General features: G+C 70.1%; 24 protein-coding genes. 12 read left to right on the top strand and 12 right to left on the bottom strand.

The annotated features are described in order from the left end of the window. From NLX83_RS37655 to NLX83_RS37620, 8 genes are all read right to left on the bottom strand, one after another. Entirely contained in the window at nt 1–1,038 is a 1,038-nt protein-coding gene (locus NLX83_RS37655) for a trypsin-like serine peptidase (RefSeq protein WP_254240061.1), read from the bottom strand. 227 nt (nt 1,039–1,265) lie between these two features. Beyond that, nucleotides 1,266–2,024: a DinB family protein gene (locus tag NLX83_RS37650; protein WP_254240060.1), complete on the bottom strand. Its 759-nt coding sequence runs from the start codon at nt 2,022–2,024 to the stop codon at nt 1,266–1,268. A gap of 34 nt (nt 2,025–2,058) precedes the next feature. After that, nucleotides 2,059–3,090 (bottom strand): acetylserotonin O-methyltransferase, encoded by a 1,032-nt coding sequence (locus NLX83_RS37645; RefSeq protein WP_254240059.1) that lies wholly within the window; start codon nt 3,088–3,090, stop codon nt 2,059–2,061. Nucleotides 3,091–3,171: 81 nt separating this feature from the next. Continuing rightward, nucleotides 3,172–4,458, bottom strand: a complete 1,287-nt coding sequence (locus NLX83_RS37640; RefSeq protein ID WP_254240058.1) for a cytochrome P450 — start codon at nt 4,456–4,458, stop codon at nt 3,172–3,174. Beyond that, entirely contained in the window at nt 4,455–5,048 is a 594-nt protein-coding gene (locus NLX83_RS37635) for a GTP-binding protein (RefSeq protein ID WP_254240057.1), read from the bottom strand. Before NLX83_RS37635 ends, NLX83_RS37640 begins: the two co-directional genes overlap by 4 nt. Continuing rightward, on the bottom strand, nt 5,029–5,379 hold the full coding sequence (locus tag NLX83_RS37630) for a DUF742 domain-containing protein (RefSeq protein WP_254240056.1): 351 nt from the start codon (nt 5,377–5,379) through the stop codon (nt 5,029–5,031). The genes NLX83_RS37635 and NLX83_RS37630 overlap by 20 nt, the downstream gene beginning before the upstream one ends. Further along, nucleotides 5,376–5,780, bottom strand: a complete 405-nt coding sequence (locus NLX83_RS37625) for a roadblock/LC7 domain-containing protein (protein WP_254240055.1) — start codon at nt 5,778–5,780, stop codon at nt 5,376–5,378. The genes NLX83_RS37630 and NLX83_RS37625 overlap by 4 nt, the downstream gene beginning before the upstream one ends. Continuing rightward, entirely contained in the window at nt 5,777–6,982 is a 1,206-nt protein-coding gene (locus NLX83_RS37620) for an ATP-binding protein (protein WP_254240054.1), read from the bottom strand. The genes NLX83_RS37625 and NLX83_RS37620 overlap by 4 nt, the downstream gene beginning before the upstream one ends. Before the next feature lie 233 nt (nt 6,983–7,215). On the opposite strand from NLX83_RS37620, the gene NLX83_RS37615 reads away from it, so the two are divergent. Then, entirely contained in the window at nt 7,216–8,238 is a 1,023-nt protein-coding gene (locus tag NLX83_RS37615) for a PQQ-dependent sugar dehydrogenase (protein ID WP_254240053.1), read from the top strand. Nucleotides 8,239–8,607: 369 nt separating this feature from the next. Here the strand turns inward: NLX83_RS37615 and NLX83_RS37610 are convergent, their stop codons facing one another. The 3 genes from NLX83_RS37610 to NLX83_RS37600 form a co-directional block, all read right to left on the bottom strand. After that, nucleotides 8,608–9,729, bottom strand: a complete 1,122-nt coding sequence (locus tag NLX83_RS37610; RefSeq protein ID WP_254240052.1) for an HNH endonuclease signature motif containing protein — start codon at nt 9,727–9,729, stop codon at nt 8,608–8,610. Nucleotides 9,730–9,888: 159 nt separating this feature from the next. Continuing rightward, a complete protein-coding gene (locus NLX83_RS37605) occupies nt 9,889–10,203 on the bottom strand; it encodes an antibiotic biosynthesis monooxygenase (RefSeq protein WP_254240051.1) in 315 nt (104 codons plus the stop codon). Next, the gene (locus NLX83_RS37600) at nt 10,200–10,733 is read right to left on the bottom strand and encodes a DinB family protein (protein ID WP_374118861.1); all 534 of its coding nucleotides are present in this window, start codon (nt 10,731–10,733) and stop codon (nt 10,200–10,202) included. Before NLX83_RS37600 ends, NLX83_RS37605 begins: the two co-directional genes overlap by 4 nt. Before the next feature lie 102 nt (nt 10,734–10,835). Between NLX83_RS37600 and NLX83_RS37595 the strand changes: the two genes are divergently transcribed. After that, on the top strand, nt 10,836–11,987 hold the full coding sequence (locus tag NLX83_RS37595) for an ADP-ribosylglycohydrolase family protein (protein WP_254240049.1): 1,152 nt from the start codon (nt 10,836–10,838) through the stop codon (nt 11,985–11,987). Nucleotides 11,988–12,066: 79 nt separating this feature from the next. On the opposite strand, the gene NLX83_RS41680 is transcribed toward NLX83_RS37595, so the two are convergent. Beyond that, entirely contained in the window at nt 12,067–13,065 is a 999-nt protein-coding gene (locus NLX83_RS41680) for an RICIN domain-containing protein (RefSeq protein ID WP_305884227.1), read from the bottom strand. Between the two features lie 297 nt (nt 13,066–13,362). On the opposite strand from NLX83_RS41680, the gene NLX83_RS37580 reads away from it, so the two are divergent. The 10 genes from NLX83_RS37580 (at nt 13,363) to NLX83_RS37535 (ending at nt 20,239) form a co-directional block, all read left to right on the top strand. Then, nucleotides 13,363–13,752 (top strand): hypothetical protein, encoded by a 390-nt coding sequence (locus NLX83_RS37580; protein ID WP_254240048.1) that lies wholly within the window; start codon nt 13,363–13,365, stop codon nt 13,750–13,752. Between the two features lie 50 nt (nt 13,753–13,802). Beyond that, nucleotides 13,803–14,126, top strand: a complete 324-nt coding sequence (locus NLX83_RS37575; protein WP_254240047.1) for a hypothetical protein — start codon at nt 13,803–13,805, stop codon at nt 14,124–14,126. Between the two features lie 109 nt (nt 14,127–14,235). Then, the gene (locus tag NLX83_RS37570; protein WP_254240046.1) at nt 14,236–14,643 is read left to right on the top strand and encodes a YciI family protein; all 408 of its coding nucleotides are present in this window, start codon (nt 14,236–14,238) and stop codon (nt 14,641–14,643) included. A gap of 6 nt (nt 14,644–14,649) precedes the next feature. Beyond that, nucleotides 14,650–15,807, top strand: a complete 1,158-nt coding sequence (locus tag NLX83_RS37565; protein WP_254240045.1) for an RNA polymerase sigma factor — start codon at nt 14,650–14,652, stop codon at nt 15,805–15,807. A 2-nt stretch (nt 15,808–15,809) separates the two neighbouring features. Then, complete coding sequence (locus NLX83_RS37560) at nt 15,810–16,430, top strand: hypothetical protein (RefSeq protein WP_254240044.1); 621 nt, start codon at nt 15,810–15,812, stop codon at nt 16,428–16,430. An 11-nt stretch (nt 16,431–16,441) separates the two neighbouring features. Further along, entirely contained in the window at nt 16,442–17,536 is a 1,095-nt protein-coding gene (locus NLX83_RS42155; protein WP_254240043.1) for a sensor histidine kinase, read from the top strand. Beyond that, nucleotides 17,529–18,614 carry a hypothetical protein gene (locus NLX83_RS37550; RefSeq protein WP_254240042.1) on the top strand — a complete coding sequence of 362 codons (1,086 nt, stop codon included), beginning with the start codon at nt 17,529–17,531 and terminating at the stop codon, nt 18,612–18,614. The genes NLX83_RS42155 and NLX83_RS37550 overlap by 8 nt, the downstream gene beginning before the upstream one ends. Beyond that, entirely contained in the window at nt 18,587–19,243 is a 657-nt protein-coding gene (locus NLX83_RS37545; RefSeq protein ID WP_254240041.1) for a response regulator transcription factor, read from the top strand. The genes NLX83_RS37550 and NLX83_RS37545 overlap by 28 nt, the downstream gene beginning before the upstream one ends. Before the next feature lie 89 nt (nt 19,244–19,332). Continuing rightward, on the top strand, nt 19,333–19,704 hold the full coding sequence (locus NLX83_RS37540; protein ID WP_254240040.1) for a hypothetical protein: 372 nt from the start codon (nt 19,333–19,335) through the stop codon (nt 19,702–19,704). Between the two features lie 82 nt (nt 19,705–19,786). Then, nucleotides 19,787–20,239: a GNAT family N-acetyltransferase gene (locus NLX83_RS37535; RefSeq protein WP_254240039.1), complete on the top strand. Its 453-nt coding sequence runs from the start codon at nt 19,787–19,789 to the stop codon at nt 20,237–20,239. Nucleotides 20,240–20,291: the final 52 nt, after the last annotated feature.

Genomic DNA, 20,291 nt, shown 5'->3' with positions numbered 1-20,291 from the left:
TCAGGTACCGGAGTCCGCGCGCTTGTAGAGGTCGAGGGCGACCTTGCCCATCAGCGCGCCGCTCAACTGGTTCGAGCCCACCGTGGAGTTCGTCGACACCAGGTAGCCGACGCCCCTCGCGTCGTCGAAGCGGGTGTACCACGGCCCGCCGGAGCACCCCGGGGTCATGCCGCACGGGATGGTGATGGTGTTGTTGCGGTTGGCCGTCCACGTCGGCGACGAGCACGTGCGCATCGTCGTCCCGTCGAACGGGGCCGCCGTGGGGTAGCCCAGCGAGCGGATGCTCTCCGCCGTCGCGTCGAAGGCGATGCCCTGCCCGCCCAGCGCGTCGCGGATGTTCTTGCCGCCCAACGGGCGCATGCGCAGGAAGGAGATGTCGTAGGACCACCCCTCGCCGATGGTGCCCCCGCGCTCGTTGATCTTCGCCTTCTGCTGGAACTGCACCGGCGCGTACATCATCTCCGCGGTCCACCGGCCGTGCGGCGCCTGCCCGTTGGTGTCGCCGGGGATGAACATGACGTTGTCCGCCCAGTCCCCGCCCTTCGTGCCCGAGTAGTCCCAGATGCAGTGCGCCGCGGTGGCCACCAGAACACCGGACGTCGAGTTCACCACCGACGCCGAGCACACGTACCCGCTGCGCCCCTGGTGCGTCATGTACAACCGCCCCGCGGTGGTCGCGGTCAGCCCCGCCCTCGACCACACCGAACCGTCGTCGTCCCGCGGCAGCGGACTGGTCGCGCCGACCGGGCCGGAGGTCGGGTGGATCACCACGCCGGTGGGCTCGTCCTTGGGCACGTCGGTGTTCTGGCCCGGCTGCGGTTGGTGCGGCTTCGCGTTGCGCATCCGCTCGGGCGACCAGTAGTCGTTGACCTGCTGGGGGCTGCTGGTGAACACCTTGCGGAGGTCGCTCGGCTTGGTGTCGCTCAGCTCCTCTTCGATGTTCCGCGTCGACGGACCCGCCTTGGGGGTGCCGGGCAGGGCGCTCGTACACGCGCTGAGCGCGACGATCAGCACGATCGTGGTGCGCAGGTGTCGCATCGACTTCTCCCGCTGAGGTGGTCGTTGGTGCGGGGAAGTGTAGGGGCTTCCGGTGGGTCCGGCCCGCAGATCAACAAGCAGGTCCCTGATTCGAGGGGCTGTTGCCGTCGTAGTAGTGCACCATGCCGTCAGCGTCGACAACGCTGTCGATCACCTCTGCCGACGGCAGGCGCTCGCGCGCCGGTCCAGGATCTCGATCACAAGGTGGAGGATGGTCAGCGCCCCGCTCACGCGGCGGGGAGATCGCGCTCGGCGTAGAGCCGGTGCTCCCACTCCTCGTTGAGGACGATCCGGAGGCACGTCTTGAGCGGAAACCCTTCCAGCTGAGGCCATCCCGGCTCGGTACGCGTCACGGTGGAGGCCAGCTGCTCATCGGTGAGCGACTCCATGACGGAGCGGACCATCGCCTGGCGTTCCCGCCGGACCACGAGCACCTCCTCCAGCGAAGGGCGAGCCTCGCGGTCCCACGGGATGCCGTCCCACCCTGGCGCCTCGTCCCACGGCAGATCCAAGGCGTGCCAAGGGGAAGCGTTGCCGAGGATCATCCGCCCCACCCACGCGGCGCTGGCGAAGTTGAGGTGTCGCAACGTCTGGATGAAGGACCACTCGTCGCCGGCCTCGCGGTGCAGCTCCGCTTCGGGGAGCTCGCGGGCGCGGGCGAGGGTGCCCTCCCACAACCGTTCCAGGATCGCCCACGCCGCGCGGAAACCCTCGGCGTCCTCGGCGCGCATCTTGGCGCGGTCGGGCATGCGGCGGTTCAGCTCGGCCTCGACCAGCGGCGCGATGTCGACGCCGTTCACCACGACGTCGCGCACCTCGCCGCTGATCTCCACGCCGACCAGCTCGACGCCGCGCATCCGCGTCCCGTGGAAGTCGACCGCGCGCAGGTCGGCTCCGGTGAGGGACACGTGGTTGAAGACGGCGCCCCGGAGGTTCGTGCGCTCGAAGCGCGCTCCGGACAGGTCCTGCTCGCGGAACTCGGTCATGCGCGGAACGTTAGGGCCAGTCCCGGACGATCGGCTACCGCAACCGGGCCTCGACGATCTGGAACATCGCCCGGGTGTGGGTGACGCCGACGTGGTCGAGCCCGGCCCGGCGGAACAGGTCGGCGAACTGCGCCTCGGTGCGCTCCCGCCCGCCTTCGACGAGCAGCATGAGCAGGTCCAGCAGGACCGGGAAGGGGTTGTCGGGCTGGTCGGAGAGCACCTGTTCGATGACGAACACCCGGGCGCCCGGCGCGGCGGCGTCGCGGATGTTGCGCAGCACCTTGACGCAGGCCTCGTCGTCCAACATGTGCAGGACGGTGCGCAGGACGTAGGTGTCCGCGCCCGCCGGGACCGAGTCGAGCGCGCTGCCGGGGACCAGTTCGCAGCGCTCGGCCAGCGGTGACCGCCGCAGCTCCGGTGCCGCCTCGGCGATCGCGGGCTCGAAGTCGAACAGGATTCCGCGCAGCCCGGGGTTGTGCTCCAGCAGGTCCCGGACGAGCGTGCCCTGCCCGCCGCCCACGTCGACGACGGTCTTCGCGTCGCTGAGGTCGATGGCGTCCACGTAGACGTGGTTCATCGACCCGGGCAGCAGCGTCATCGCGTCGTTGAACACCTTGTTCGCCGCCGGGTCGTCCGCCAGGTGCTCGAAGAACGCCTTGCCGTACAGCTGCTGGAACGGGCTCGACCCGGTGCGGACGGCGGTGGTCAGCCCGCCCCACGCGCCCCACATCCAGTCCGCGGTGAGGAACCCCGCGAGCGTGGCTCCGGCTTCCTCGCGCAGCGGAGCGGAGAGTTCGGTGTGCTCGTACGCGTCCTCACCCGCACGGCGGAAGAAACCGAAGGCGCACAACGCGTTCAGCAGCCGCCGCAACGCGTCCGGGTCCGTTCCGGTCCGGTTCGCGAGGTCGTCGGCGGTCACCGGCCGCTGCCCGATCTCGGTCGGCAGTCGCAGCTCGACGGCGGTCTTCAGCAGCTGTCCGAAGGCCATCTGGACGAAGGGCGGCGCCATCTGCTGCGCGATCGGCGGCAGCGCGGCGAACGGGTTCTGCGTGCTCGTGTGTGTCATCGCTGATCCCTCCGAGCGGTAAATCATCGGCTGTTGAATTATTCGCCCGCAGCGCCACGCGCGTCAACAGCCGGATCGGGGTCACGCCTGGGCGGAGGGCCACCACGACGCGGCCTCGACCATGACCGGGGCGGGCGCGGGCACCCGGTGCATCACCGGGACGGGGGAGAAGCGCACGGGCAGCGCGGTCAGGCCGCGGATGAACGGGCCCGGCCGCCAGCGCAGCTCCCCGGCGGGGACGGCCAGCTCCATGTCGGGGAGCCGGTCCAGCAGCACGTCGATGGCGACCTCGCCGATGATCCACGACGCGTCCTGGGCCGGGCACGCGTGCGGTCCCGCGCTGAACGCGAGGTGCGCGCTGTTGGCGGCGCGCTGGTCCCGGGTGGTCGGCAGGCCCGGGTCGAGGTTCGCCGCCGCGTGGCTGATCACCACCGGCTCCCCGGCGGGGATCACGAACTGCTTGCCGGTGGCGCGGTCGCGCAGCGGGTAGTCCTGGATCGCGTAGACGAAGGAGTAGTTGGAGTGCGGCGGGTTGAGCCACAGCACCTCGTTGAGCGCGTCCAGCACGGTGAGGCTGCCGCCGGTGACACCGCTGCCGAAGCGGTCGTCGGAGAGCAGCATCATCGTCGCGGTGGAGATCCACGCGATGTGCGGGACCTGCCCGGCGCCGGTGATCACCACCAGCTGGTCGACCAGCTCCTCGTGCGAGACCCCGGCGGAGTGCCGCAGCAGCCGGGAGATCACGTCGTCCCCGGGCTCCCGGCGCTTGATCTCGATCAGCTCGGACAGGCAGCGCACCAGGTCGGCGAGCCCGCGCCGGGCGGCCTCCGGTTCGGCGGCGTTGACCATGGCGTGGAAGGCCGAGGCGATCGCGTCGCGCAGGTGGTCGGGGCAGCCGAAGAGCTGGGCGAGCACCATCAGCGGGATCGGGCCCGCGTACTGGGCGACCAGGTCGGCGCGGCCGTGCTCGCGGAAGCGGTCGATCAGCTCGTTGGCGCTGCGCTCCACGCAGGCCCGCAGCAGCGTCGGGTTGATGCCGCGCAGCGCGTGCTCCACCGGCGTGCGCAGGCGCAGGTGCTCCTGGCCGTCGGCGAACCACAGGCTCCGCCGCCAGCCCATGATCGGCAGGACCGGGCTGTCGGCGGGCACGCGGCCCTCGCCGAGCGCCTTCCACCGCCGCGCGTCCTTGCTGAAGTACGGGCTGCGCAGGATTTCCAGCGCGGCGTGGTAGCCGATCACCAGCAGGGCCCGCACGCCCGGCGCGAGCTCAACCGGCTGCACGGGGCCGCCGCGGGCTCGCAGCGCGTCGTAGGTGGCCTCGGGATCGGCGGCGAACTCCGGCCCGTAGAGCCGAGGCGGCGTGGTCACTGGTGCTCCCGGTAGGCGTCGTGGAGGTGTCGGACGAGTTCGATGAGCGCGTTCTTGGCGGACTCGCGGTCCTGGGCCCGGCAGGTGATCAGCGGCGTGGCGGCGGCCAGGTCGAGCGCCTCGCGCAGCTCCGCCGCCGAGTACCCCGGGGTGTCCGGGAACGCGTTGACGGCGACGACGTAGGGCAGCCCGAGCGTCTCCACCAGGCCCAGTGCCTCGAAGGAGGTGTCCAGGGACCGGGTGTCCACCAGCACCAGCGCCCCGTACGCGCCGCGGGCGACGTCGCGCCAGATCTGGATGAACCGCGGCTGCCCCGGCGTGCCGAACAGGTACAGGACGATGTCCTCGCCGAGGGTGATCCGGCCGAAGTCCAGCGCGACCGTCGTCGTGTTCTTCCCCGGCAGCCCGCGCAGGTCGTCGACGATCTCCCCGGCCCGGGTCAGCAGCTGCTCGGTGCGCAGCGGCTCGATCTCGCTGACCGCGCCGATCAGGGTGGTCTTGCCGACCCCGAACGGCCCCACGACCAGGAGCTTGACCGCGATCTGCACGGAGTCCCGGACGTAGACGCCGTCAGAGAGCCTGGAGGCCATGCAGCATCCTCTCCAGGATGGCGATGCGGTCGGCGCCGTTGTCGGGCGTCGCGGCCTTGAGGTGGCCGGAGGCGAGCAGGTCCCCGATGAGCACGCGGGCGATGCCCAGCGGCTGGCCGATCGCGGCCGCCAGCTCCACCACCGACAGGTAGCGGCCCGCGCACTGCTCCAGCAGCGCCAGCGACTCGGGCTGCACCGGCGGTGCGGGCACGCCGGGCACCGCGGTCACCATCGCGGCCACGTCCAGCACCGGAGCCCCTGGCGCGGAGCGGGCGCGGCCGCCGGTGAGCACGAAGGGCCGCACCAGGTCCTCGCGCCGGTGGGGGGTCATACCCCGCTGCCAAGGTCCTGCCGGAGCTCGGTGCCCATCTCCCGCCCGAGCTGGGCGACGACCTCGTGCATCCGGAAGGCGACCTGCCCGACGTCGGCGGCCCCGGACGTGGCCACCGACAGCAACGTCGAGTCGTGCGCGCGGATCGTCACCACGAACCCGCCGTCGAACTCGACCAGGCTCTGCCGCCACGAGTCGGTGTCGGAGCGGCAGAACACGGCGGTGGCGCGGCCCGCGGCCTGCACCCCGGACAGCGCGGCGGCGATGGCGTCCGCGTGGTCCTGGGACAGGCCCGGCGAGAACGCGCGCACCAGCCCGTCCGCGGAGACCAGCACGGCGTCGTAGACCTCCGGCTGGTCCAGCACCTGCCGCAGCATCCAGGCATCACGGTTGGCGGTCACGGGGTCTGGCTCCCTTCGGTGGGCGCTCCCGCGCCCTCGGTCGCCTTCCGGCTCGCCCGCTGGAACGCGCTCAGCGGGGCGGCGGCCTGGCCGGGAGGACGGGCGATGGCGGGGGCGTGCTGCCGGACTCGCTTGGGCAGCCCGTTGGCGGTGGTCGTCGGCTGCGGTCGCGGTGGCGCTTCGGCGACCGCGACCAGCGGCCTGCCCGCACCGGGTTCGGTCAGCAACGGGCCCGGCACGTGCACGACGGCCCTCGCCCCGCCGAACGCCGAACCCGAGTCCACCCACACCGTGAAGCCGTACCTGCGGGCCAGCGCGCCGCAGGTGGCCAGCCCGAAGCACGGCGGGTTGCCCAGGTCGGACATGCCGAGGGAAGCGTCGCCGAGCAGCCGCACGACCTTCTCCCGCTCCGTCCCGCCGAGGCCGACACCCGCGTCTTCGACCACGAACGCGACGCCGGTGTGGGTGAGCTGGACGTGCACCTGCACGGGGGTGCTGGGGTGCGAGGACCGCGTGGCGTTCTCCAGCAGCTCCGCGAGCGTCATCACCAGGGGTTCGACCACGCGCCCCAGCACGCGGCGGGTGTCCTCGATCCGCACGACGTGCACGCGCTGGTAGTCCAGGATTCTGCTCATCGCGCCGCGCACCACGTCGTGCAGCTCGGTCGCGGAGTGCTGGCGGCCCGGCCACGCCCGGCAGAACACCGCCATGCCCACCGCCCTGCGCAGGATCTGGGCGTTGGTGTGGTCGATCCGCATCAGGTCCTCGAGGAAGGCCGGGTCGTCGTGCCGCCCGACCATCTCGGTGAGCTTCAGCTGCTGGTTGTTGGCCAGGCCCTGGAGCTTGCGCGCCACGGCCAGCACCACCTCGCGCGCCGCCTGGTCGGCGTTCTCGCGGGCCGCGGCGACGATGTCGTCGATGGTGCCGCGGACCAGGTCCAGCACTGCCCCGTGCAACTCGTGGTGCAGCGGGCCGGGGACCTCGGTGTCGACGCCGCGCACGGCACCGTGGACCAGTGCCGGGAGCCGCCGTTCGACGAGGTGGGTGAGCTCCTCGTCCCGCGCCCGGACCGTCCGGTCGAGCACGGCGATCCGCTCGGCGTTGGCGTCGGCGATGCGGCGGTACCGCAAGGCGATCCACCCGGCCACGAGCGCGAGCAGCACGCCGAGGGCGAACAGAATCCACGGAACGGTTTCGGGCATGCCTGCTTCAATCCTCGAAGAAGTGTTTCCGGCCCGCGGCACGGTGCGCAGGGCTCGCCAAGAAAATCACGGCGGGGTTCGTTCGTGTTGACGTTCGACTGTGCGCGAACACCGCTCGCTCACTGTCCACAATGGACTCGATGTCACGGCGCGCGAACTGGGGCGGACAGCGGTATGACTGGTCAGCCGTGCGTGTTTGCATGGCGGCAGCGTCATGAGCGCGAGGAGGACAGATGAAGCAGCGCCATTGGCTCCTACCCGTTCTTTCCGTGACGGCAACCGTGTTGACCACCGGAGTGGGCGCCGCCCAACCGGACGCAGTGCGGACCGTCGTCACGAAACTGGCCGCGCCGTGGGGCGTCGCCTTCCTGCCGGACGGCAGCGCCCTGGTGACCGAACGCGACTCCACCAGGGTGCTGTCCGTGCGCGGCACCACCGCCACCGAGGTCGCCAGGATCACCGAGGCGCGCCCCAGCGGCGAGGGCGGCCTGCTCGGCATCGCGGTCTCGCCCCGGTACGCCACCGACGGACTGGTCTTCGTCTACTACACGGCGGCCTCGGACAACCGGATCGCCCGGTTCAAGCTGGGCGAGCGCCCGCAGCCGCTGGTGACCGGGATTCCCAAGGCCGGGGTGCACAACGGCGGGCGGCTGGCGTTCGGCCCGGACGGCCTGCTCTACGCCAGCACCGGCGACGCCGGGCGGACCAGCCTCTCGCAGGACCGCGGCTCGCTCGGCGGGAAGATCCTCCGGATGACCGCGGACGGCGCACCCGCGCCCGGCAACCCGTTCGGCTCGCTGGTGTACTCGCTCGGGCACCGCAACGTGCAGGGAATGGCCTGGGACACCCGGGGTCGCATGTACGCGTCGGAGTTCGGGCAGAACCGCCTCGACGAACTGAACCGGATCGAGTCCGGGAAGAACTACGGCTGGCCGCAATGCGAGGGCACCTGCGCCGATCCCGCGTTCACCAACCCGCTCCGGACATGGTCGACCACGGAGGCCTCGCCCAGCGGAATCGCGGTGTACAAGGACAACGTGTACCTGGCGGCGTTGCGCGGTCAGGCGTTGTGGCAGGTGCCGCTCAACCCGGACGGCTCGACCGGCACGCCCAGGGCGCTGTTCAGGGGCGAGTACGGCCGGTTGCGGGACACCGCCGTCGCGCCGGACGGCACGCTGTGGGTGCTCACGTCCAACCGCGACGGCCGCGGCGACCCCGGCCCGGACGACGACCGGATCTTGAGCACGGACGGCTGACCCCACGCTCGGTTTTCCCGCTGTGACCGAGCCTGTCGTGGACACGGAATCGGGTCGCGTGCGCGGATGCCGACACGGTGATGTGTTGTCGTTCAAGGGGATTCCGTTCGTGGCAGCGCCAGTCGAGCCGCCGCCGCGCGCGCCCGAGCGGGCGGTCGCACCTGGCTGTACGACCTCACGTGGCGCAGCCCGTTGTTCGGCGCAGCGCACGGCGTGGACATCTCGCCGCCTTCGTCACCACCGGCGACCCGGGTGACCGAGTTGCGACCTGCGGTGACGTCTCACGCGGATTCATCAGCGGTTCTCGGCGTATCTGGGAGTGAACCGCACCGTCCACAACGGACACTCTTGGCGATGACGCCGTCCTGATCAGAAGGGGGCGGGTTCGGCGATGGGTTCCAGTTCGGTTTCGTAGACGTCCCCGCTGGGCGTGGTCCACACGTGCCGTCCATCTGGGAAGTTCTCGCAGCGCCAGGTGGATTCGTGCTTCATGCGGTGGTGGTGGCGGCACTTCGGCCGCAGGTTCTTGACGGTGGTGTTGGTGCCATCAAACCGGCAGCAGTGGTCCAGGTCACAACGGTGTGCGGGCTGTTGGCATCCGATCGCGGTGCACCTGGGGTAGCGGGCGGCGATCAACTCCCGCTGCTTCGCGGTGGGCCGGTAGACATCGCTGACTTCTTCGGCCATGCCGGTGACGGGGTCGGTGAGGATGCGCTTCCAGATCCCACCAGCGATGACGTCGCGGGCGATCTCGGCGGGCAGGGGTCCGTATCCGTGGAGGATGGCGGGGTCGTCGTTCATCCCGATGACACTGGTGACCGGCATGGTCAGGTACACCCGCACCTCACCCTGGGGCGCGCCGGTGTCCTTGCCCAGCAACACATCCATCACCACATCGGCGCGCTTCTGGTCCAACGTCCGGTCATCCTTGGGCAACGCTCGGGCGATCCTGTCGATCCGGTCATAGATCAACACACCCTCCAGGGCAGGCACGAGGAACCGCAACGAGGACATGCCGTCATCGAGGTTCCGCTTCTCCACCACCCGTTCCTTGGTCGCCTTCTTGTGCCGACGCAGAGCGGCATCAGGGTCCAGCTTGTGGATCACCGTCTGCGCATGCCGACGCACCGAGGTGTAGGTGCGGGTCTGGGCGTAGTCCAAGAGGTCTTCTTCGACGATCGCCTTGTGGATCTCGGAGAGGACGCTGATCTGGTCCAGGATCAGCAGGGCCTTGCCTTCGTCGACTCGGCCTTCGGCCATCGCCTGCAAGACAGCGGGACGCTCGGTCAACTCGAACCCACGCGAGAGCATCCGGTCGGCTTTCCGACGGGACATCGCCAACCGGGGACCGACCTCTGAACCCATGTACTGGTAGTCCCACTCCGGCACCTGATCCATGTACTTCCGGCACGCGGAGGCGAGAGCGGCCTGGGCCTGTGTCAGGGTGCGAGCGGCATCTTCGACCTCATCGAGATATTTACCAAGGGGCATAACCACATTCTATCGCAAACAAATAGTCGATCATGCCTCGAAAGCGTGAATTCCCAGGCGCCCCAAGCGAATCCGCAAGCCGAGCGCAACGCAGGAAAGACAACCCAACCAAACCAGGCTGCTCCCGTCCAAAGCCAAAACGCCAGCACCGCCACACCGTCAGCCGGAGAACCACATGTCGTGCAACGGTATCGCCTCGACCGAGGAGGTGCCGGTGAGGAAGCCCGCCGCGCTGATCTCCGCCACCGTCCGTTGGTAGAGCGATGACTCCTCCAGGCGTCGCACCGCTTCCGCGTTCTCCCACAACGTGATCACCACGCACTCGGTGCCCTCGCGGGCGAACAGGACACCGATGAGGCCGTCGTGTTCACGGAACATCGGGAGCGACCGCTCGCGGGCGAAGCGCTCGTACTCGTCCGCCCTGGCCTCGTCGACGTGGGTGCGCCACTGCCGGAGCACGGGGTGACCGCTCATCGCGCTGCCCTGGCGGCGCGCTCGATCTCGTGGAACGCGCCGCCGGGCTGAGCACCGACGAGCTGTTCGTGGAGGATGTCGGCGTGCCCGGCGTGCCGGTTGGTCTCGGTGAGCATGTGCACCATGACGTTGAACAGCGTCACGTCCGGGCGCGGCCACCACGGCACGTGGCCGGGGGCGTCGATGGCGAGGGTGTCGATCGTCGCGTCGGCGTGCTCCCACACCCGGCGGTAGCGGTCGACGATCTCGGCGCGCGTCTCGTGCTCGGTCGCCCACAGATCGGTCCCGCGCGCGGACTCGTCGTCCCACCGGGGCAGGTGTTCGGGGTACGGGCGCCCGAACACCTCGCCGAAGTAGCGGGCCTCCCAGGTCGAGAGGTGTTTGACCAGGCCGAGGAGGTTGGTCCCGGAGCCGGTCAGCGGGCGACGGGCGTCGTACTCGGAGAGCCCGTCCAGCTTCCCGAGCACCGCCTCGCGGACCTCGCGCAGATCCCCGTGCAGGTATTCCTTCGCGACATCGATCACGGGCACGAGGTTGCCAAGCCTTCCCGAAGCGTTCAACCGGGACCTCCTCGAACGAGCGGTGACTGGTCCAATGACGACAGGGCGGCAGCGAGCGGAGGAGGACGGATCGTGGTGGCGAAATCGCTGGAGGACCGCGCCAAGGGCTGCCTGGTCGGGGCCGCTGTCGGTGACGCGCTCGGTGGACCCGCCGAGGGCTGGACACCGGAGGACCTGGTCGAGCGCTACGGCGGCCGCATCCGAGGGATCGTGCCGCCCTTCTACGAGAACTGGCGCGAAGCGCGGCCGATCGCGCCGTTTCACAACGGCGACGGCTACATCACCGACGACACCTTGATGACCCACGCGCTGGTCCGGGTCTACACCAAGGTCCGCGACCACATCGACGCGCACTCGATCGCCGATCACCTGGTGCCGGAACTGATCGGGAACAAGGTGTGGGTTCCGGAGCTCGAAGCCGAGGCGCTGCCGTTCCAGCGGCTGTTCCTGGCCGAGAAGTGGATCGTCGCGCGCCTGCACTACGGCAACATCGATCCGCGTGAGGCCGGGGTCGGCAACATCGTCAACTGCGGCGCCGCGATGTACATGGCGCCGGTCGGCGTGATCAACGCGGGCAATCCGGACGCCGCGTACGCCGAGGCCGTCGAGATCGCGGGCGCACACCAGTCCAGCTACGGCAGGGAGGCCGCCGCGGTCTTCGCGGCCGCGGTGGCTTCGGCGTTCCACCCGGAGTCCACTGTGGACAGAGTCGTCGAGGATTGCCTGCGGCTGGCCAAGGACGGGACGCGCGCGGCGATCGCGGCGGTGTGCGAGGTCGCGTCCGGGTACGACGACTGGGAGGCCGCGATCCCGGTGCTGCGCAACGCCGTTGAGCCCTTCGACACCGTCGGGCCGGAGTACACCAAGCCCGGCCTCGGTGCCCGCACGCCCAGTCGCCTGCACTCGATCGAGGAGCTGCCGATCGCGCTGGGCATGCTCGTGGTCTCGCGCGGGGACACCCGCGGCACGATCCTCGGCAGCGTCAACTACGGCCGTGACTGCGACTCCATCGCCAGCATGGGCGGCGCGATCTCCGGAGCGCTCAACGGACTCGACGACGTGCCAGCGGACTGGCGGGAGCGCGTGGCGGAGGCCAGCAAGCTCGACCTGGAGGCTCCGGCTGTCGCGCTCGCGGACGTGGCCCGCGAAGTCTTCGAACGGGATACCCGTCGTCGCAGGGAGCACGAGGACGCGTTCCGCGCGCTCCTCCCCGGACGGGCGTAGCCATTCGACCGAATCCGGGCAGGCGGTTGGACGCGTGCCGGGGTCCGGCGGGCGAGCCGGACCCCGGCACGGATGAGGCTCACACGGGGTCGAAGTGCCAGCGCTGGCACGCTTCCCCGTGGTAGGGCCACAGGTGGACGTCGGCGCCCGGCGCGGGCGAGCACTGCGCCACGTCGAGCGACTTCCCGCTGCCGACGCCGATCACGCTGTAGCTGGTGCCGCTCGGTTCGATCCGCCACTGCTGGCAGGCCCCGCCGTAGTACGGCCACAGGTGGACCACGGCGCCGTTGGCGGTGGAGCAGCCCGCCACGTCCAGCGCCTTGCCGCTGTTGCCGTCCACGATCTTGAAGGTGCTGCCGCCGACGCTGGTGACCTGCCAGCGCTGGCAGGGGCTGCTCGCGATCCGGTACCAGATGCGCACGTCGGCGCCGTCGTTGGTCCGGCACTCGAAGACGTCCAGGTCGTGCCCGCCGATCTCGGCCCTGATCCGGTAGGTGCCATCGCGCAGCGGCCCGTTCACGCAGTTGCGGCTCGTGTGCTGGCGGGTGGCCTGGCTGTAGGGCAGGGCGACGCCGTCGATGACGATCCGCACCCGCACGCCGTCGGCGATCTGCTCGTAGTGCAGGTGCGGGCCCGTGGAGTTCCCGGTCGAGCCGACCTTGCCGAGTTCCTGGCCGCGCGCGACCTGCTGGCCCAGGCCCACCGAGAACCGGCTGAGGTGGGCGACCCGGCTCGACCAGCCGCCACCGTGGTCGACCACCACCTCGTTGCCGTAGCCGCCGTTCACCCGCGCGGAGACGACGCGTCCCGGTGCGGAGGCGAGCGCGGGCGTCCCCAGGTCGGCGGTGCCCGCGATGTTGAAGTCGAGCGCGTTGCTGACCTCGGTGGCGTGGTGGTAGTAGTCGCGCACCTGGTTGCAGGGCCACGGCGCGGCGAACGCCGGGCGGGGTCCGGCCAGCGGAACGGCGGAGGGCGTTTCGTGCGCCGCGTCCCGGACGTCGCCGTATTCCGTGATTGGCGAGACCAGGGAAAGAATGAATACCGAAGCGATCGTCAATAATCGTCTCGTATGTGACATGGCAAACCTCTCAGCGGGCCGTTGCAGGGGGTGTACGGCCCTGTGCTGAAATTAAGACGCCCCTGGTAGGGGGTCAAGATTGCTTCTGTCGCAACGAATTCCCGCATAAGGGCGCAGGTGCCGCCGTTCGCCTGCGTCCACAAGGATTGTTCGACTGACAGCAGTGCGGTCGAACAACCGGGCGGGGGTCCGTGTGGTTCGCATATGGGCCGGATGTGGTGGGCGCGCTTATGTTCTGCGACCTCATTACCGGGTGTTCGCACCTGAACAACTTTCGAAATTTCCTAGGGGATTTACATGCGCTCCATCCATGTTCTCGGGCTCGTTGTCACCGCCTTCGCCGCGGTCGGCTGTGCGGGTGGTGGCTCCGGGAACTCCGAGTCCTCCTCGGACACCCTCACCGTGGTCTACGAGGCCACCGGCACCGGCAAGGCTTCGTCGATCACCTACAACGAGAGCGGCTCGGTGGTGCCGAAGAGCGTGGCCAACGTGCAGCTGCCGTGGAAGAAGGAAGTGAAGGTCGACAAGGACGTCCGCACCTCCTTCTCGGTCACCGCGGAATCGGCCGTCGACGACGAGGGCAACATCACCCGGCAGGAGGTCAGCTGCAAGCTGACCGTCGACGGCAAGGCAGCCGCCACCAAGACCGACCCGATCATCGCCACCTGCGAGCGGATGCCTTCCTGATGTCCCGCGTCCTGAACCCCGTTCGTCCACTGAACTCCGAGAGGCAATCCGTGCGTTCGTCGATCGCGGCCCGTATCACCGTCAGCGCCCTTCTCGCCGCCGGGCTCGCCGCCTGCGGCGGTGGTGGCGGTGGCGTCGTCAACCAGTCGGCTGTGGTGGCCAAGATGAAGACCGAGGCCGAGTCCAAGGACCTGCCCCAGGCGGCCCTGGAGTGCGTCGCGGACGTGATGATCAAGCACTACAGCAAGGACGACATCCAGGCCTGGCTCGACGGCAGGAAGAAGTCCGGCGAGATCAAGGGGACCAAGGAGGTCGAGGCCGCGGCCACCAAGGAGCTGGAGGAGAAGTGCTCCGGCAAGATCGCCCAGCGGTGACGCGGGACTGAGCGGAAAAAGTCTCGGAGGGATGTCGAGAACCCGGGTGCGGCTCCGTCCCAGGGGCGGAGGCGGCCACAATGGGCCGCGACGCACCTAGGAGACCACGATGGCCAAGTACCTGTTGCTCAAGCACTACCGCGGCGCTCCGGCATCGGTCAACGACGCCCCGATGGACCAGTGGACCCCCGAGGAGGTCTCGGCCCACATCCAGTACATGCGGGACTTCGCTGCTCGGTTGGAGGGCACCGGCGAGTTCGTCGACAGCCAGGCGCTGTCCCCGGAGGGCACCTTCGTCCGCTACGACGGCGAAGGGCGCCCGCCGGTCACCGACGGCCCGTTCGCGGAGACCAAGGACGTGATCGCCGGGTGGATGGTGATCGACGTGGAGAGCCACGAGCGGGCGCTGGAGCTGGCGGGGGAGCTGTCCGCGGCCCCGGGCGCGGGCGGCAAGCCGATCCACGAGTGGCTGGAGGTGCGGCCGTTCCTGACCGCGCCCCCGACGATCACCGAGTGACGCACGGTGGATGAGGCCCTGGTCCGGGCCCTCACGCCCGCCGTGATCGGGGTCCTCGTCCGCCGCGGAGCAGACTTCGCGGCGGCCGAGGACGCCGTGCAGGACGCCCTGGTCGAAGCCCTGCGCGGGTGGCGGGACGATCCGCCGCGGGACCCCAAGGGCTGGCTGGTCACCGTGGCCTGGCGCAAGTTCCTCGACGCCGCCCGCGCCGAGACCTCCCGGCGGCGGCGCGAGGAGCTCGTCGACGCCGAGCCGGAGCCCGGCCCGGGTGCGGCGGTGGACGACACGCTCCAGCTGTACTTCCTGTGCGCGCACCCGTCCCTGACGCCGAGTTCGGCGGTCGCGCTGACGCTGCGCGCGGTCGGCGGCCTGACGACGAGGCAGATCGCGCAGGCGTACCTCGTGCCCGAGGCGACCATGGCCCAGCGGATCAGCCGGGCCAAGCGGACCGTCTCGGACATCCGGTTCACCCAGCCCGGCGACGTCGGCACCGTGCTGCGCGTGCTCTACCTGGTCTTCAACGAGGGCTACTCCGGTGACGTCGACCTCGCCGCCGAGGCGATCCGGCTCGCCCGCCAGCTGGCGGACAGGATCAAGCACGAGGAGGTGGCGGGCCTGCTCGCGCTGATGCTGCTGCACCACGCGCGGCGCCCGGCCCGGACCCGCGCCGACGGCAGCCTCGTGCCGCTCGCCGAGCAGGACCGCGATCTGTGGGACACCCGGCTGATCACCGAAGGCGTCGCCGTGCTCCAGGCGGCGCTCGCCCGCGACCGGCTGGGGGAGTTCCAGGCGCAGGCCGCGATCGCCGCGCTGCACGCCGACGCCCCGACAGCCGAGGAGACCGACTGGCCGCAGATCGTCGAGTGGTACGACGAACTGTCGCGTCTCACCGACAACCCGGTGGTCCGCCTCAACCGCGCGGTCGCGGTCGGCGAGGCGGACGGTCCGCGAGCCGGTTTGGCCGCCCTGGCAGGACTCGACCCCGACCTGCCCCGCCACGCCGCGGCCGTGGCGTACCTGCACGAGCGCGACGGTGACCTGGTGACCGCGGCCCGGTTCTACGCCGACGCCGCCCGGTCGGCGCCGAACCTCCCCGAACGGGAGCACCTCACGCGGCAGGCCGCGCGGCTCAACGCTCAGCTTCGCCGACCTGGAGGGCGCTGATCATGCTGAACCACGAGGACGTGTTCGAGCGGGCGTGGGCCGAGCCCGGCAACACCCGCTTCACCCTGCCCTCCCTGGACGTCAACCGGGTGCTCGCCGAGCGGTACCGGCTCGACGAGCCGCTGGTGTTCACCCGGACCATGTTGTGGGACAACGAGGTGCGGAAAGCGCGGCGGCCGGATCTGTTCATCCCGTTCGTGGTTGAAGCCGGAAGCGCGGCGGCCTGGGGCGGTGACGACGTGTTCGTCCGGCGCTCGCGGCAACGCCGCTGGCTGAACCCGGACAGCTACGGGCTGGTGCTGGAGCGGACCGCACTCGACCACGTTCGCCAGGCGGTCACCTTCATCGGGACCGCCGAGTGCGACGACGAGCACGGTCGGCAGTTGCACGCCGATGCCGATCAGCCGATCTTCCACGTCGAGCACGCGGTGTCCGGGGAGGAAGACCGGCCGGTGAACCTCTGGCGCATCGTCCACCTGACCAGCGCGCCGGACGAACGCCTCACCGAGGTCTTCGGGAGGATCGCCGAATCGCCGTGGTTGCCGGAGTTCGTCGAGATCTACATCCGTGACGTCCTCGGCCGAAATCTCGATCGGAAGTTGAACACCGCCGACACGCGGTAGCTTCACCGGATGTGGAGCGGGCGCTGGAGCGCTTCGGGCTTCGGTACGCGGCGGTGGCGCGGATCGCGGTCGTGTTCGTCTGCGCGCCGCTCGCGGTGCTCGCCGTGCCGCCGGACATGCGACTGAGCACGGCCGCGGTAGCAGTTCTACTGGTGCTGTGGACCAGCGCCTACGTGTTCCTGCTGAGACACCCTGGCGTCGATCTCGTTGTCATCATTGGGCTTTGCGTGACGCAGCCGTGGACCGTGTTCGGCTCGGCGGTGTACGACGGCACCAGTTGGACGCTCGTCGTGAGCACGATCGCGGCGGCTGCTTATCAATGGCACACGAGCCTGACGTTCGGGTTGGTGGCGACGGCGCTTCTCGTTGGCGCACATGTGGCCGGGACGGTGATCGCCGCTCCGATGGAGTGGTCGGCAGGGCTCCCGTTGTGCGTCTGGATCGTGGCGACGGCGGGGTTGTCCCGCGGGCTCTTCGGCATCCTCAGGCGTGCTGCGCGCACGACGGATCAGTTGCACGCGCAGGAGGAACGCGAGCGGCGTGAGGCGGCTGTCGCGGCCGCGCGGCGAGCCGACCATCGCGAGTTCCTCGCCCTGCTGCACGATACGACCGCGACGACGTTGCTGATGGTCGGAATGGGGACTGTGCCGCGCCGCGAGATGTGGTTGTGCGAGCAGGCCGACAGGGACCTCGAGGTGCTCACCGAGGCACCACTGACCACAGTGGACAGTGTTGACCTGCCTGCGTTGTTGGACGGTGCCGCCCGGGAAAGCCGCCTGAACGTCCGGCAAGAGATGAGCGGGTCGGTCGCGCTGCCCTCGGCCGCGGCGATCGCGTTGTTCCTCGCCACGCGGGAGGCGTTGACCAATGCGTGGCGCCACGCCGGAGTCAGCGAAGTGGTGCTGCGCCTGGTCGGGCACCAGGACAGGGCCGTGGTCGAGGTCGTCGACGAAGGGCGCGGATTCGATCCCGCGCGGGTTTCTCCGGGAGCGCACGGGCTGTCGGGCTCTATCGTGGGTCGCCTGGCACGGGCTGGAGGTCGGGCGATCGTCGAGTCCCGCGACGGCCGGGGGACCACCGTGCGGCTGGAGTGGCCCCGTGGTTGAGGGCGCGACAGCACGACTGCTCGATGGAATGCGGTTGGCCACCCTGGTGATCACGGTGACCGTCCTTTTCGGACTCTACTTGCCGATGCTCGTCACCAACACGTGGATGTACCGGTCGCCCGCCGTCGAAGCGGTGGTGTTCGTGGTCCTCGCCGGTGTCACCGCGGTGATCGGTGCCACGAACCGGACCAGTCGCGTCCTGTTGGTCGTGGTGTTCGTCGGAGCGGTGGTGGCCACCGCGGCGGTGGAACCGCGACATCTGGTGGGGTCGCCGCACGGCGCCGACGATCTGTCAGCCTGGCTCGGCGTGCTGTTGTTGTGGGGCCGCCCGATCCACGTGCTCGTGGGCTACCTCGCCGCCGGTTATGCAGTAGCACCACTGCAATTGTGGTCCGCTGGGCTGGCCGAGCCGGAAGCGCTGGCCCGGCTCGCGATCTCGAACTTCAGCGTTTTCGGTCTCCCGTTCGCGGTCGGTGTCGCGGTGTCCGCGTTGCGCCGCATGGTCGTCACGGCGACGCGGATCGCCGACGAGCAGGAGCGGCATCGCACCGCGGAGGTCATGGCGGAGCAGTTGCACGCCGACCGTCAGCAGCGCTACGCGGGGCTCACGGCGACCACCGTGCCGCTGCTCGCCGGGCTGTCCGGTGGGGGACTGGACCCGGCCGACGACGGTGTGCGGCAGCGCTGCGCGGCGGAGGCCGCCAGGATGCGGAGGTTGCTGGCCGAGCACGACGACACCCCCGATCCGCTGCTGCACGAGCTGCGAGCCTGCATCGAGGTCGCGGAAAGACGCGGCCTGGTGGTGCGGTTCGCCGTCATGGGCGCGTGCTCCGTCCCACCGCTCGGTGCGCGGCGGGCGTTGACCGAGCCGGTGCTGGCCGTGCTGAGCGCGGCACGGTCGTCCGCCCGGGTAACGGTCGCCCGGCGCGCTTCGACAGTCACGGTGAGCGTGGTGGCGGACGCTCCCGCGTCGGCCGCCCCGAACGAGGGGAAGGGGTTGGTCAGCGTCACGCGGCTGCCGTGCGCCGACCGGCTGGGGGTTCGAGCGATATGGCATCACACAGGGGAACCAGCGTAATCATCGTCGACGACCATCCGGCGATCCTGGCCGGGGTGTCCGCCTGGTGCGCGGCGGCGGATCCGCCGATCAGCGTGCTCGGCCGGGGGCCCGACGCCGGGGCCGCGTGGCACGATCCCGGCCGCGCGGCGGACGTGGTCGTGCTGGACCTGTACCTGACCGGACCCGGTCCGGGGTACGGGGATCTGCGCAGGCTCGCCGACTCCGGGCGGCCGGTCGTCGTCTACACCATGCGCGAGGACCAGGACATCGCGTTGACCTGCCTCGAACTCGGCGCGGCCACCTACCTCACCAAGGCCGAGGGCGAGGCGCACCTGATCGAGGCGATCCGGGCGGCGGCGCGGCACGTTCCTTACGTACCACCGATCCTCGCCGGCGCGATGGGCACCGACAGCCGCTCCGGCCGCCCGAGGCTGACCCCGCGCGAGGTCGACGTGCTGCTGGAGTGGTTCCAGTGCGAGTCGAAGGACACGGTCAGCAAGGTGCTGAACCTGTCCGTCAACACCATCAACTGCTACCTCGACCGGGTGCGGATCAAGTACGCCAACGCCGGTCGGCCCGCGCGGACGAAGGCGACCCTCGTGGCGCGCGCGATCCAGGACGGCCTGGTGTCGCTGGACGAACTCTGAGGCGTTTGTGGGTTGTTCGGGTGGCCACGCCGCCCCGCGATCCCCCCGACGATGAAGTGGCTTTCTTCAGCGATACGAGGAGGGAACGCGTGAAGAAGACACTCTGTGTCGGGATGGCCGCGATCGCACTGCTCGCCGGGGCCCCGTCGGCGACCGCATCCGGGGGCGGCGTCGAGGCGTGCCAGTTCGGCATGACCGCGCCCGCGAAGTCCGGCAACACCATCACCGTGAAGGGGCAGTCGCTGGGGTGCCCGTCCACGTCGCGGTGGCGCGGGGTCCTGCAGTGGCACGTGATCGGCAACATCTGGCAGAACAAGGCAACGGCGCACTGGACGGGCAACCGCACCGTGCCGATCACCTTCGACTGCACCGGCACCGGCAGGCACACGTACCGGGGGATCATCGACGCGCTGAGCGAGGGCGGCTCGAAGACGACCGAGTCGAGAACGTTCACCTGCTAGGCGACGCGGAATCGGTCTCTTCCTTCGGGAGAGACCGATTTCCCCGCTCCGCCGCCCTGGGGGTGCGGCAGGATGGGGCGCCATGGTGGAGATCAGCTTCGTGACCGCTTCCGACCGCGCCGACTGGGAAGTGCTGGCCCGTGGTCACCACTCGTTCTTCGGCACCGAGGTCAGCGACGAAGGCTACGAGCAGACCTGGGGGCGTTTGCTCGACGGCGGGCAGGTGCGCGGGATCTTGGCCCGGCTGGACGGCAAGGCGGTCGGCGTGGCGCACTACGTGTTCCACGCGAGCATCTGGGGTGCTGGGAGGTGCTACATGGCCGATCTGTTCGTGGCCCCGGAGGTCCGGCGTCGGGGTGTCGCGTCGGCCATGATCGAGTGGGTGGCGCGGGACGCCGAGGAGCACGGCGCCCCGCGCCTGTACTGGAACACCCTGGAGGACGCCGAGGCCCGCGCGCTCTACGACAAGGTCGCCAGCTTCAAGGACGGGCTCATGCAGTACTTCTACCGGCGCGAAACGACCTCCGTCGGCTGATCAAATCAGGCGAATGCCGTCACGGACGTGGCGTCGATGATCATCAGTGCGG

The organism is Allokutzneria sp. A3M-2-11 16 (genome assembly GCF_024213555.1).
In the GTDB taxonomy this organism is placed as follows: domain Bacteria; phylum Actinomycetota; class Actinomycetes; order Mycobacteriales; family Pseudonocardiaceae; genus Allokutzneria.
Note: the sequence above shows the minus strand (reverse complement) of the source record. Positions and strands in the feature narration are given on the sequence as shown.

Excerpts from the sequence above, each read along its gene's own strand:
- NLX83_RS41680 (WP_305884227.1), bottom strand. The coding sequence starts at position 13,065 with ATGTCACATACGAGACGATTATTGACGATCGCTTCGGTATTCATTCTT.
- NLX83_RS37560 (WP_254240044.1), top strand. The coding sequence starts at position 15,810 with ATGCTGAACCACGAGGACGTGTTCGAGCGGGCGTGGGCCGAGCCCGGC.
- NLX83_RS37610 (WP_254240052.1), bottom strand. The coding sequence starts at position 9,729 with ATGCCCCTTGGTAAATATCTCGATGAGGTCGAAGATGCCGCTCGCACC.
- NLX83_RS37615 (WP_254240053.1), top strand. The coding sequence starts at position 7,216 with ATGAAGCAGCGCCATTGGCTCCTACCCGTTCTTTCCGTGACGGCAACC.
- NLX83_RS37580 (WP_254240048.1), top strand. The coding sequence starts at position 13,363 with ATGCGCTCCATCCATGTTCTCGGGCTCGTTGTCACCGCCTTCGCCGCG.
- NLX83_RS37545 (WP_254240041.1), top strand. The coding sequence starts at position 18,587 with ATGGCATCACACAGGGGAACCAGCGTAATCATCGTCGACGACCATCCG.
- NLX83_RS37535 (WP_254240039.1), top strand. The coding sequence starts at position 19,787 with ATGGTGGAGATCAGCTTCGTGACCGCTTCCGACCGCGCCGACTGGGAA.
- NLX83_RS37635 (WP_254240057.1), bottom strand. The coding sequence starts at position 5,048 with ATGGCCTCCAGGCTCTCTGACGGCGTCTACGTCCGGGACTCCGTGCAG.
- NLX83_RS37650 (WP_254240060.1), bottom strand. The coding sequence starts at position 2,024 with ATGACCGAGTTCCGCGAGCAGGACCTGTCCGGAGCGCGCTTCGAGCGC.
- NLX83_RS37570 (WP_254240046.1), top strand. The coding sequence starts at position 14,236 with ATGGCCAAGTACCTGTTGCTCAAGCACTACCGCGGCGCTCCGGCATCG.
- NLX83_RS37645 (WP_254240059.1), bottom strand. The coding sequence starts at position 3,090 with ATGACACACACGAGCACGCAGAACCCGTTCGCCGCGCTGCCGCCGATC.
- NLX83_RS37620 (WP_254240054.1), bottom strand. The coding sequence starts at position 6,982 with ATGCCCGAAACCGTTCCGTGGATTCTGTTCGCCCTCGGCGTGCTGCTC.
- NLX83_RS37605 (WP_254240051.1), bottom strand. The coding sequence starts at position 10,203 with ATGAGCGGTCACCCCGTGCTCCGGCAGTGGCGCACCCACGTCGACGAG.
- NLX83_RS37655 (WP_254240061.1), bottom strand. The coding sequence starts at position 1,038 with ATGCGACACCTGCGCACCACGATCGTGCTGATCGTCGCGCTCAGCGCG.
- NLX83_RS37630 (WP_254240056.1), bottom strand. The coding sequence starts at position 5,379 with ATGACCCCCCACCGGCGCGAGGACCTGGTGCGGCCCTTCGTGCTCACC.